The organism is Mycolicibacterium monacense (genome assembly GCF_010731575.1).
GTDB lineage: Bacteria > Actinomycetota > Actinomycetes > Mycobacteriales > Mycobacteriaceae > Mycobacterium > Mycobacterium monacense.
In genome coordinates this window covers 5,395,932-5,407,455 of the sequence record NZ_AP022617.1, presented here as the reverse complement: position 1 = coordinate 5,407,455, position 11,524 = coordinate 5,395,932, and the positions used below count along the sequence as shown (strand labels likewise).

At 68.2% G+C, this 11,524-nt stretch carries 11 protein-coding genes and 1 pseudogene; 4 read left to right on the top strand and 8 right to left on the bottom strand.

Features of this window, described 5'->3' with window-relative positions:
- Positions 1-17 precede the first annotated feature (17 nt).
- Entirely contained in the window at positions 18-869 is an 852-nt protein-coding gene (locus tag G6N49_RS25945; RefSeq protein WP_011768400.1) for a TIGR03619 family F420-dependent LLM class oxidoreductase, read from the top strand.
- Here G6N49_RS25945 and G6N49_RS25940 read toward each other — a convergent pair.
- Complete coding sequence (locus G6N49_RS25940) at positions 853-1,290, bottom strand: VOC family protein (protein ID WP_011562306.1); 438 nt, start codon at positions 1,288-1,290, stop codon at positions 853-855. The genes G6N49_RS25945 and G6N49_RS25940 overlap by 17 nt on opposite strands.
- A 2-nt stretch (positions 1,291-1,292) precedes the next feature.
- Positions 1,293-2,063 carry an SDR family NAD(P)-dependent oxidoreductase gene (locus G6N49_RS25935; RefSeq protein WP_011562307.1) on the bottom strand — a complete coding sequence of 257 codons (771 nt, stop codon included), beginning with the start codon at positions 2,061-2,063 and terminating at the stop codon, positions 1,293-1,295.
- An 88-nt stretch (positions 2,064-2,151) separates the two neighbouring features.
- On the opposite strand from G6N49_RS25935, the gene G6N49_RS25930 reads away from it, so the two are divergent.
- Positions 2,152-2,832 carry a nitroreductase family protein gene (locus tag G6N49_RS25930; protein ID WP_011857331.1) on the top strand — a complete coding sequence of 227 codons (681 nt, stop codon included), beginning with the start codon at positions 2,152-2,154 and terminating at the stop codon, positions 2,830-2,832.
- On the opposite strand, the gene G6N49_RS25925 is transcribed toward G6N49_RS25930, so the two are convergent.
- From G6N49_RS25925 to G6N49_RS25905, 5 genes are read right to left on the bottom strand one after another with little or no spacing between them, the layout of a single operon-like run.
- The gene (locus G6N49_RS25925; protein WP_083045248.1) at positions 2,829-3,758 is read right to left on the bottom strand and encodes a TIGR03564 family F420-dependent LLM class oxidoreductase; all 930 of its coding nucleotides are present in this window, start codon (positions 3,756-3,758) and stop codon (positions 2,829-2,831) included. The genes G6N49_RS25930 and G6N49_RS25925 overlap by 4 nt on opposite strands.
- Positions 3,759-3,762: 4 nt before the next feature.
- Positions 3,763-4,626 (bottom strand): SDR family NAD(P)-dependent oxidoreductase, encoded by an 864-nt coding sequence (locus G6N49_RS25920; protein ID WP_011562310.1) that lies wholly within the window; start codon positions 4,624-4,626, stop codon positions 3,763-3,765.
- On the bottom strand, positions 4,623-5,978 hold the full coding sequence (locus G6N49_RS25915; RefSeq protein WP_011562311.1) for a cytochrome P450: 1,356 nt from the start codon (positions 5,976-5,978) through the stop codon (positions 4,623-4,625). Before G6N49_RS25915 ends, G6N49_RS25920 begins: the two co-directional genes overlap by 4 nt.
- Positions 5,975-6,718, bottom strand: coding sequence for an SDR family NAD(P)-dependent oxidoreductase (locus G6N49_RS25910; RefSeq protein ID WP_011562312.1), 744 nt, complete (start codon positions 6,716-6,718; stop codon positions 5,975-5,977). Before G6N49_RS25910 ends, G6N49_RS25915 begins: the two co-directional genes overlap by 4 nt.
- A 48-nt stretch (positions 6,719-6,766) precedes the next feature.
- Entirely contained in the window at positions 6,767-8,368 is a 1,602-nt protein-coding gene (locus G6N49_RS25905) for a GMC family oxidoreductase (protein WP_011562313.1), read from the bottom strand.
- A gap of 59 nt (positions 8,369-8,427) precedes the next feature.
- Between G6N49_RS25905 and G6N49_RS25900 the strand changes: the two genes are divergently transcribed.
- The gene (locus G6N49_RS25900) at positions 8,428-9,489 is read left to right on the top strand and encodes an ATP-dependent DNA ligase (RefSeq protein ID WP_011562314.1); all 1,062 of its coding nucleotides are present in this window, start codon (positions 8,428-8,430) and stop codon (positions 9,487-9,489) included.
- Between the two features lies 1 nt (position 9,490).
- Here G6N49_RS25900 and G6N49_RS25895 read toward each other — a convergent pair.
- Positions 9,491-10,446 (bottom strand): annotated as a pseudogene (locus G6N49_RS25895) (acyl-ACP desaturase).
- Between the two features lie 152 nt (positions 10,447-10,598).
- On the opposite strand from G6N49_RS25895, the gene gluQRS reads away from it, so the two are divergent.
- Entirely contained in the window at positions 10,599-11,480 is an 882-nt protein-coding gene (gluQRS, locus tag G6N49_RS25890; protein ID WP_011562316.1) for a tRNA glutamyl-Q(34) synthetase GluQRS, read from the top strand.
- Positions 11,481-11,524: the final 44 nt, after the last annotated feature.

Here is an 11,524-nt window from a genome sequence, read left to right as displayed (position 1 = left end):
ACCGACAGGGAGAATCGATGGACATCGGATTCGTCAGCCTCAACACCCCGCATGATCTGGCGCCCGGTGTGCTGGCGAAAGAGTTGGAGCAGCGGGGCTTCGAATCCCTCTGGCTCGGTGAGCATCCCCAGATACCGGTATCGGCTGCGGGCGCCATGCCGGCGGCACTGCTGCACTCACAGCAGCGGATGTGGGACCCGCTGCTGTCGCTGCTGGTTGCTGCCCAGGCGACCAGCACACTGCGTCTGGGAACCGCCGTCGCGCTCCCCCTGGAACACGAACTATTCACGTTTGCAAAGCAAGTCGCGACACTGGACCGATTCAGCGGCGGCCGGGTGCTGTTGGGGGTCGGGGTCGGGGTGCGCGCCGAGCTCGCGATGACGAACTCGATCGCGTGGGCGGACCGGTACCGCGCGCTGTCGGACATGGTCGCCGCGCTGAGGGTGCTGTGGACCGAGGACGAGGCGTGCCATCACGGCGAGTTCTACGACTTCGACCCGGTGTGGAGCCATCCCAAGCCGCAGCAGCAGCCCGGTCCGCCGCTGCTGGCCGCGGCCACCGGGCCGAAGGCGATCGGCGAGTGCCTGTCATGGGCGGACGGGTGGCTGCCCGGCGATGCCGCCTACCGGGATCTCTCTGCGGCGGTGCACGATTTCCGCGTCCGGGCCGAGGATGCCGGCCGGGATCCGGCCACACTGGATCTGACGGTCATGGCGTGGGGCGACCCGTCGGCGAACCGCCTCGCCCGTTACCGCGACCTGGGGTTCACCCGGGTGGTCGTGGGTGGCGGCCGACGCGACGGCGACGACCCCTCGACGACATTGCCGTTCCTCGACCGATATGCGGCGTTGGTCAGCGAGCTTCGGTGACCGGCACCGGACGGACGCGTTCGTTGACCAGTTCGAGGAGTTGACCGTCGGGATCGCGGACCATACAGGCGAATCCGCCGCCCGGGTCGGCGACCACCGCTCCCCCGGCGGCCGTCACCGCGTCACAGGCCGCGGCGAGATCCGCAACCGCGATGGACAGATGCGTCAAACCGGCTCCGACCATTCCGCGTTCGGGTTCCTCCGGCGCCGGGTGGCCCGAGAAGGTCAGCAATTGCAGCACGACACCGCCGTTGCGCAGATACACCGCCTCGAATCCGATGGGCGGCGCCAGTCCGAGCAGGCCCTGCGCCATCTGGTCGGGGACCGTCAGGCGCTTCACCTCGGTGAAGCCGAGTGCCGTGTAGAACTTCGTGGCCATCTCGAGATCGCGTACCCGCAGGCCCACATGGCTGATGTCCACGCTCACACCCCCGCCGGGCCCGGGCCGCCGTGCATGTAGAGCGTCTGCCCGGAGCAGTAACTCGAGGCGTCGGAGGCGAAGAACAGCACGCCGTAGCCGATCTCGTCGGCCTCGGCGATGCGACCCGATCCGTTGGTCTGGCCGATCATGTCGATGTCGAAACCCTGACGCTTCGCATCGGCCTCCAGTCCGGGGGTGCGGATGGCGCCACAGGCGATGCAGTTGACCCGCACGCCCTTCCTGGTCCACGCGGCCGCCATGGACCCGGTCAGGTTGTTGAGCCCCGCCTTGGCCGCGGCGTACACCGGCGCCTGCGGCATGGCCAACAGGCTGGCGCCCGAGGAGATGTTGACGATCGCACCCTTGCCCTGGGCGATCATGGGTTTGGCCGCCGCACGCGAGAGATACCAGGCGCTGGACAGGTTCAGCTCCAGCACCTCATGCCATTCCTCATCGGTCCACTTCATCAGCGACTTCGTCTCACCGCCGCCGGCGTTGTTCAGCAGCACGTCCAACCGGCCGAACTCACCGAGCGCCGCGTCGACCAGAGCCTGGCACTGATCGGCCTTCGTCACGTCCGTGGGTACCGCGATGGCGCGGCGACCGAGGGCTTCTACGTCGGCGGCCGTGGCCTTCAGCGGCTCCTCCCGCCGTCCGGCCAGCACGACATCGGCACCGCGCTCGGCCAGCACCAGCGCCGATGCCCGTCCGATACCGGTGCCGCCGCCGGTGATGACCGCGACCCGTCCCTCCATCGAAAACCTGTCGCTCACAGCGTCACTCCCGTCTCCGCACTATTGTGTGCAGTACGACTGTACAGCATCGTGATGCTCGACAACCCGGCTTGCGTCGAGTACACCAATGGACATGCCGAATCCGAGCAACGACGTCTGGGAAGTGCTGTCCACCGCGCGCTCCATCCGCCGCTTCACCGACGATCCGGTCGCCGACGACGTGCTCGAACGCTGCCTCGAGGCGGCCACGTGGGCACCGAACGGTGCGAATGCGCAGCTCTGGCGCTTCGTCGTCCTCGACGCGCCCGACCAGCGGGCCGCGGTCGCCAAGGCGGCCCAGATCGCTCTGCAGACAATCGAATCGGTGTACGGCATGACCAGGCCGGCCGACGACGACCACAGCCGGGCGGCACGAAACAACCGGGCCACCTACGAACTCCACGACCGTGCCGGTCAGCACACGTCGGTGTTGTTCACCGCCTTCAAGAACGAGTTCGCGTCCGAGTACCTGCAGGCCGGGTCGATCTATCCGGCCATGGAGAACTTCTATCTCGCCGCCCGCGCCCAGGGACTGGGCGCGTGCTTCACCAGTTGGGCGTCTTATGCCGGCGAACAGGTACTCCGCGATGCCATCGGTATCCCGGACGAGTGGTTCCTGGCCGGACATCTCGTCGTCGGCTGGCCGCGCGGGAGCCACGGACCGGTGCGCCGGCGGCCCCTGTCCGACGTGGTGTTCCGGAACACCTGGGATCCCGACCGGGCCGACATCACCTACGGACGCGGCGCGCGGCCCCGCGGCAAGAGCTAACCGGCGCGCGCCACCTCGCTGAGCAGTCCACGGGTGCGGTTCAGCGACGCCGACAGCTGCGCCCGATCGGCGCCCACGGCGACCGGCTGCGCCCACACGTCCGTCGCGCCGGCGTCGATCAGCTCCGCCAGTTGACGCGCGACCGCGCCCTCGTCACCGACGATGCCGACGTCGGCGGCGCGCTCACCGCCACCGGCGCGGATGATGTTCTGATAGTTGGTCATTCGTTCGTACGACGAGGCGGTCGCGCTGATCGCGACTCTGGCCTCGTCCGCGTCGTCGTGTACGGCCACGGGAAGGCCGGCCACGATGCGCGGAGCCGGCTTGCCCCGCGCAATCGCGGCCTCGCGGAGAAGTGGCGCGATCCGGCCGGCGATCGCCGACGCCGAGGCCATCCAGAGCACCACTCCGTCGGCGAATTCCGCTGCGATACGCAGCATCCGGGGTGAGAGCGCCGACAGCAGCACCGGCACCCGGTGGTCGAGCGCGGCCATCCTGCCCGCGCTGTGGGTACTCCAGTCCGTGCCGTCGAAATCGACCTCGGCGCCGGAAAGCAGCGCGGTGACGATCTGCAGATATTCGCGGGTGTTACGGACCGGATGGTCATAGGACAGTCCGAGCACATCACGCACGATCGGCTCGTGCGACGGGCCGAGCCCCAGCGTCAGCCCGGGCCGCCCCATCGCGTTGGCGGCCGCTGCGACGCGGTTCGCCTGCAGCAGTGGATGACACGGGTAGGTCTGCAGCACGGCGGTGCCCAGCTCGATCGCCGATGTGGCCCGGCCGGCGATCGCCATCGCGACCAGCGGATCGCCGCCGACGGCACTGGCGTACCACAGCGACGAGAACCCGTCGGCCTCTGCCCGCTGGGCGTGCGCGACGATCTTGTCGACCGACGAGCCGCCTCCGGTCAGCCCGATGCGCATCGGCTCATCGCATCACGTGGGCCTGTTGCTGGTTCGGTTGCACCCCGAAAAGCTCGCGGTACGAGGGGGGTTGACGGTCGCCCTCGTCCTTGATCCCGTATTTCACCGCCAGTTCCGCCCCGATCAGGGTCTGGCCGCTGACCGCCATGACGTCGGGGTCCTGCGACAACGCCCAGATGACGTGACCGGTGAGCTCCGGTGTCTCGGCAGAGTCGAGGATGTGGCCGAACTTCTCCTGATTGCTCGCGATGATGCCGCGGACGCGGTCGGTGAGCAGTGAGCCCATCCAGATCGACACCGCGGCGATGTCGACGTCCCGGAAGTCGTGGGCCATGTCGGCAGCCATCTTGTCGACGCCCGCTTTGGGCACCCCGTAGGCGGGGCCGAACGCATAGTGGACCGCACCGGACGACGACGTGAACACGACCAGGCCGCTGCGATGCGGCACCATCAGCGGTGCGGCGTAGACCGTGGCGACGTAGCTGCTGCGCAGACCCACGTCCAACGTGTCGATGACGTTGACGGGCTCCTCCCAGAATTTGGTGCGGGCCATCATCTCGTCGCGAATGATCGCGGCATTGTTGACCAGGATGTCGATGCGGCCCTGCTCGCGGGCCACCCGGTCGAAGAACGCCGCGACCTGTTCGTCGTCGCGGTGGTCGACCCGCACCGCGATGCCCTTCCCGCCCGCTGCGGTGACGCGTTCGGCGGTGTCGTCGATCGTGCCGGGCAGTGTGGACTCGGCACCCTCGACGGTTCGTCCCGTGACGTACACCGTGGCGCCGTGGCTGCCGAGCGCGTGCGCTATTCCCGCGCCGGCGCCGCGACTGCCCCCGGTCACCACGGCCACCGGCCGGTCACCGGTCATTCCGATTCCTCGATTCGCGCAGCACCCTTGAGTTCGGTGATCGGGCGGGCCAGGCCCTGCTCGTCGCAGATGCGCTGCAGCCTGGCCAACGTCTCTGCCACGCCGGGACCCTTCGGCTCGCGCGGGGTGAAGGTGGCGTGCAGGTGGCGCATCCCCTGGATCACGCCGATGCTGTCGTAGTGCACTGTGCCGTGGGGATCGCACCGGTAGTCGGGCATGCGATCGAGCACCGCGGTGACCATGGACTTGAACACCGTACGCGCGACGTTCGATCCGATGCAGCGATGCACCCCGAGGCCGAAACTGAAGTGCCGGTTGCCTTTCCGGTCGAGAACGATCCGGTCAGGCTCGGTGAACACGGCCGGGTCCCGGTTGGCCATCGCCCAGGACAGCCACAGCCGCTGTCCCTCCCGCAGCTCGGCATCACCCAGGGCCATGTCCTCGGCGATGGTGCGGCCATCACCCGGCGCGGGAGTGAAGTAGCGCAGGAACTCCTCGGTGGCCGGGTTCAGGAGGGTATCGCGCTCCCGGCTCAGTCGGGTTCGTTCGTCGGGATGTTCGGACAGCCATTCCAGCGCATGCGCGGTCAGTGCTGTCGTCGTGTCGAAGCCGCCGCCGATCAGCAGGTTGAGCATCCCGATGAGCTCGATGTCGGGTGGCGGTTCGCCGTCGATGCGTATCGTGGCCAGCGCGTCGATGATGCCCGGGCGGGGGTTCGCGCGGATCTCCATGAGGTTCGCGAACAGATCCACGCCCATGGCCATGAAGAGCTCGCGCACCCGTTCGGCATCCGGCGAATCAGGCGGTGTGTAGACCGAGGCGTGCGCCGGTTCGTTGTAGATCGACCACTTCTCCAGCGACACACCGAGCATCGCCAGGGTCAGCACCGCGGGCACGACGTTGGCCAGGTCGTCGACGAAGTCGATTCGGCCGGACTCGATGTGGTCGTCGAGGCACGCGCGCACGAGCTCGTCGACGAACGGTTCCCAGCGCTTGACGGCGGCCGGAGACAGGTACGGATTCAGGACCGTTCGGTAGTGGCGGTGCTCCGGATCGTCCATCTCGAGCATGCCGCCCCGGAAGTTCTCCGCCTCGATCATGGTCGGGATCGAGATGCCTTTGTATCCGCGGCGTTCGTGGTGCACGTCGTGATCGTTGGACACGTGGGGGCAGCGCGCCAGCTCGAACACCTCCGCGCTGCCCGCCGCGACCCAGTGCCCGTCGTAGGTGTCGGTCCACGCCAGCGGGCACTTCCGGTGCATCTCGTGGGTGATGTCGAGAAACCGCTCGCGGTAGTCCTGGCTGTGCCGGTCGAAGTGGTAGCTCACCGCCTGGTCGGGTCGGGTACTCACATCACTGCCCCTCCGTTGACGCCGATGACCTGACCGGTGACGTAGCCGGCGGCCTCCGAACACAGGAACGAACACACTGCGGCCACGTCCTCGGGGGCGCCCACCCGGCCCGCCGGGATCGCCTGCGTCAGGTATTCGGCGGGCGGGAGTTTGCCTTCGGCCTGCTGTCGGCGAAGCATCGGGGTCTCGATCGCGAACGGGGGGACGGAGTTCGCGGTGACTCCGTGGCGGGCGTAGTCGCGGGCCACCGTCTTGGTCAGTGCGATGACGCCGCCCTTGGTGGCCGAATAGTGTCCCTGTCGCGGCGCGCCCTGTTGACCCGCGGCCGACGAAATCGTCACGACCCGACCCCATTTCGCCGCGACCATGTCGCCGAGCGCGGACCGGATACTCAGGAACGTGCCGGTGAGGTTCACCGCGAGGTAGCGGTTCCATTCGTCGAGGGTGATCTTGTCGAAGCGGGTGAAGCCGCCGATCGCTGCGCTGGTCACGAGAATCCCGACCGGGCCGAATTCGGCTCGTACCGCGGCGAATGCCGACTCGACCGACGGTTCCTCGGAGACGTCGGCCTGCACGGCCATCGCGTGCGCCCCGCGTTCGCGCAACCCGGCGGCGAGTTTCTCGGCCGCACCGAGGTCGACGTCCAGGACGGCGACCCGATGGCCGTCAGCGGCCAGCCCGGCGCAGATCGCCTCGCCCAGGCCCGACGCGCCGCCGGTCACCACCGCTACTCGACTCACCACTACTCCTCGCCACCGCTATACAAATGTATAGCACACACGGCCGGTTCAGCACCCGTGCAGGATGAAATCCGCTGCCCGCCAGGCCATTGCCATGATCGGGCCGTTGAGGTTGCCGGCCACGATCGTCGGCATCACCGAACAGTCGACGACGCGCAGTCCGTCCACTCCCCTGAGCCGGAGCTGATGGTCGACCACGTCGTGGTCGCTGGGCCCCATCGCGCAGGTCCCGACGGCGTGGTAGCCGCAGTAACCCCCGTCGAGCGCGGCGTCGACGAGTTGGTCATCGCTCTGCACCCCCGGACCAGGATAGGTCTCGTGGCTGATGCGGCCGGCGATCGGTGACTGCTCGAAGATCGCACGCATCCTGCGGAGTAGACCGGCCGTCGTCTCGCGGTCGTAGTCGGTGCCCAGATAGTTGGGGTTGATCCTCAGCGCCGCGGCGGGATCGGCCGAGGTGATCTCGATATACCCCTCGGACGTCGGCCGCAACACCATGCCGAGGCAGGACACGCCCGGCTCGCGCTGGATGGAGACGGGTTCGCCGACGTTGTAGGGCGGCAACGTGTACGGGCCCATCATCACCTGCCCGTCGGGGCGTTCTTCGTCGGGCCGCGTTTTCACGAAGCCGACGACGTCGAACGACGGCGCGGCGAGTGGCCCCTTGCGTGTGGCGAGGTATTTCATCCCGGTGAGCGCCTGCCCCATACTCGTTGCGAGGTACCTGTTGTAACCGAGATCCTCGTTGAGCCCGTAACGCAGAGTCGCGCAACGGTGTTCACGCAGTCCACGACCGACGTTGTCGCGTTCCAGGCGGACCTCCACCCCGGCGGCCGAGAGCACCTCGCGTGGCCCGATACCGGAGAGCTGGAGCAGCTTCGGCGAGTTGAGGCTGCCCATCGACACGATCACCTCGCGGGTGGCGCGGAGCCGTTCGACACCGCTGGGCGTCGTGACCTCGACCCCGGCCGCGCGCCCGCCCTCGATGATCACCCGGTGGACGAGCGCGCCGGTGCGCACGGTCAGGTTTGGGCGCCGCATTGCGGGCTTGAGGAACGCAGTCGCGGCGCTGACGCGGCGCCCCTTGCGGATCGTCGAGGTCGCGTATCCGATGCGTTCGGCGTCGGATTCGTTGATGTCCTCGACGCGGGACATCCCGATCCGGGTCGCGGCGTCGATCATCTCCTCGCACAGCGGGTCGGGGTCGCGGGGGACGGAGATGTTCAGCGGGCCGCCGGTCCCGCGCGTCGCGGACGGACCGAACTCGTTGTTCTCGAATCCCTTGAAGATGGGCAGGATCTCATCCCAGCCCCACCCCTTGTTGCCCAACCGCTCCAGCCCGTCGTAGTCGGCGCGGTTGCCGCGGTTGTAGAGCAGTCCGTTGATCGAACTCGACCCGCCGAGCGCCTTCCCGCGCATCCACTGCTCGACGTGCTGATCGGGTCCGAACGGCGTGGTCTCGTAGTGCCACATGTGCTTTTCGCTCTCGAAGAGCTTTCCCGAACCCTTGGGGATGTGGAACCACAGATTGCGATCGCCGCCGCCTGCCTCGAGCAGCAGCACGTTGAGTCTCGGATCCTCCGACAGCCGATTGGCCAGGACGCAACCGGCCGATCCGGCTCCGGTGATGATGTAGTCGTAGCTGGCCATGGGTCGCCTCTCGTCGCGCTGTACGGCCGTATAGTACGTGTCTCGGCGACAATAGCTGGGTGCAACTTCCCGTTTCACCCCCGATTGCGCCGATGCTGTCGAAGGCGGTCACGGACATCCCGCTCGGCGCGTCCTACGAACCCAAGTGGGACGGGTTCCGGTCGATCGTGTTCCGCGATGGCGACGAGGTGGAACTCGGCAGCCGCAACGAGCGGCCGATGACCCGGTACTTCCCCGAACTCGTCGAGGCGGCCCGCGCGGAGCTTCCGGCGCGGTGTGTGATCGACGGCGAGATCGTCATCGCCACCGCCGACGGACTGGACTTCGAGGCGCTGCAGTTGCGGTTGCATCCGGCGGCGTCGCGGGTGCGGATGCTGGCCGAGAAGACGCCGGCGTCGTTCATCGCGTTCGACCTGCTTGCGCTGGGCGACACCGACTATACGTCGCGGCCGTTCGTCGAACGGCGGGCCGAACTTGAACGCGTGCTCACCGGCGGCCACACATTCCACGTCACGCCGGCCACCGTCGACGTCGACACGGCACGGCGCTGGTTCCACGAATTCGAGGGCGCCGGCCTCGACGGGGTGATCGCCAAACCGCTCGACGGACCGTATCTGCCGGACAAGCGGGTGATGTTCAAGGTCAAACACCAGCGCACGGCCGACTGCGTGGTCGCCGGGTACCGGCTGCACAAATCGGGCGACGACGCCATCGGGTCGCTGCTGCTCGGTCTGTACACCGACGACGGCGAGCTGGCGTCGGTGGGCGTGATCGGGGCGTTTCCGATGGCGCGGCGGCGGGCCCTGTTCGCCGAGCTGCAGCCGCTGGTGGCCACCTTCGACGAGCATCCGTGGAACTGGGCCGCCCACGCCGATCCCGACGTGGTGCGCCGCTACGGGGGCGGGTCGCGCTGGAACGCGGGCAAGGATCTGTCGTTCGTGCCGTTGCGGCCCGAACGGGTGGTCGAGGTGCGGTACGACCACATGGAGGGGCGGCGATTCCGCCACACCGCCCAGTTCAACCGCTGGCGTCCCGACCGCGACCCGCGCTCGTGCACCTACGCGCAACTCGAGCAGCCGGTCACCTTCCGCCTCGGCGACATCGTGCCGGGGCTCGGCTGAGTCAGACGGAGACGGCCTGCTTGGCCGCCTGTTTGGCCGCGCGGTTCTCGGCCATCTTGGCTTCGCGTTCGAGGCGGCGCTGTTTGGCGGTCTCGAATTTCTCGCACGTCTCCTCGAGCTCCTCGACCAGCACCCCGAGGTCGTCGCGCATGCGGGCGGCCTCACCGGTGAAGTCCTCACGCTCGAAGATGCGCCACTTCTTGAGCACCGGCATCACCACGTCGTCGAGGTGGATCCGCGGGTCGTAGACACCGCCGACGGCGATCACGACGGCCTTCCGCCGGAAGTCGGGCAGGTGTAGCCGGGCATCTTGAAGTTGCGCAACACGTGGTGCAGCGAGTGCATGGCCTGGTCGGGCGCGATGTCGAAGCCGGCCTCGGACACGTCGCGGTAGAAGATCATGTGCAGGTTCTCGTCGGCGGAGATCCGCTGCAGCAGCTGATCGGCGATCGGGTCGTTACACGCCTTGCCGGTGTTGCGGTGCGAGACGCGGGTCGCGAGTTCCTGGAACGACACGTAGATGACCGAGTCGAACAGGCTCCTCGCGAACAGCGCCTCTTCGCCCTGCCCGTTCTGCCCGGGCGAGAACCCGCGGGTCATCTGCTCGACACGCAGTTCCTCGAGCTCCACCGGGTCGACCGCGCGGGTGACGGTGAGGTAGTCGCGCAGCGCGATGCCGTGCCGGTTCTCCTCGGCCGTCCAGCGGTTGACCCACTGACCCCACGCCCCGTCGAGGCTGAAGTTCATCGCGATCTCGCGGTGATACGACGGCAGGTTGTCCTCGGTGAGCAGGTTCTGCACCATCGCGGTCCTGGCCACCTCGGACAGCTGCGACTGTTCGGGCTCCCAGTCCTGGCCACCGAGGGCGTAGTAGTTCTTGCCGTCCGACCACGGGATGAAGTCGTGCGGGTTCCAGTCCTTGCGCATGCGCAGATGCCGGTTGAGATTGGCCTCCACGAGCGGTTCGAGCTCGGTCAGCAGTTGAACTTGGGTCAGGTCTTTCGCCACGGCGTCCCCCAGATGTATGTGTCCACGGCGGTCACACGTAAGCGTACGGGGTGGGACCGCCAGAATCCGAACCGACGCGCTCAGGCGGCTAGATTGCGGTCGTGACCCGCTCCCCCGCGGGCCGGTTCGCGCCGAGCCCGTCGGCCGATCTGCACATCGGCAACCTGCGCACCGCCGTGCTCGCCTGGCTCTTCGCCCGGTCGACCGGTCGGCGGTTCCTCATGCGCGTCGAGGACCTCGACTACCGCACCGATTCCGACATCGCCGCCCGCCAACTCGTCGACCTGGCCGCACTGGGCCTGACCTGGGACGGACCGGCCGAATACCAGTCCGCGCACCGCGACCGCTACGACGGCGTCATCGACGGTCTGGTCGACGCCGGCATGGTGTACGAATGCTATTGCAGCAGAAAGGACATCGCGCAGGCGCCGCGTGCGCCGCACGCACCGCAGGGGGCCTACCCCGGCATCTGCCGCGATCTCACCGACGCCGAACGCGACGCGCGCCGCCGTGAGACGGGCCGTCCGCCCGCACTGCGGTTGCGCACCGACGTGATCACCTACACCGTCACCGACCTGCTGCACGGCGCCCACACCGGCATCGTCGACGACTTCGTGGTCCGCCGCGGGGACGGTGTGCCCGCCTACAACCTGGCCGTGGTGGTCGACGATGCGGCTGCGGGTGTCGACCAGGTGGTTCGCGGCGACGACCTGCTGTCGTCGTCGCCGCGGCAGGCGTATCTGGCGCGGCTGCTCGGGTATCCAGAGCCGACGTATGCCCACGTGCCGCTGGTGCTCAACACCGACGGCGCCCGGCTGGCCAAACGCGACGGTGCCGTGACCCTCGCCGAGATCGGGGCGCACACGGCGCTGCGCCGGATCGCCGATTCGCTGGGCTTCGCCGGGGCCGACGTCGACGCGATGCTGGCGGAGTTCGACCCGGCCCGGCTGCCGCGGCACCCGTGGATATACGTGCCGGACTGATCGGAACCCTTCTGTGGCGGCGGCGGGCTTGTTAGCGTCCGCCG

Bases quoted from the DNA above. Each gene is read 5' to 3' on its own strand.
- G6N49_RS25945 (WP_011768400.1), top strand. From the start codon at position 18: ATGGACATCGGATTCGTCAGCCTCAACACCCCGCATGATCTGGCGCCC.
- G6N49_RS25930 (WP_011857331.1), top strand. From the start codon at position 2,152: ATGGACATGCCGAATCCGAGCAACGACGTCTGGGAAGTGCTGTCCACC.
- G6N49_RS25925 (WP_083045248.1), bottom strand. From the start codon at position 3,758: ATGCGCATCGGGCTGACCGGAGGCGGCTCGTCGGTCGACAAGATCGTC.
- G6N49_RS25920 (WP_011562310.1), bottom strand. From the start codon at position 4,626: ATGACCGGTGACCGGCCGGTGGCCGTGGTGACCGGGGGCAGTCGCGGC.
- G6N49_RS25905 (WP_011562313.1), bottom strand. From the start codon at position 8,368: ATGGCCAGCTACGACTACATCATCACCGGAGCCGGATCGGCCGGTTGC.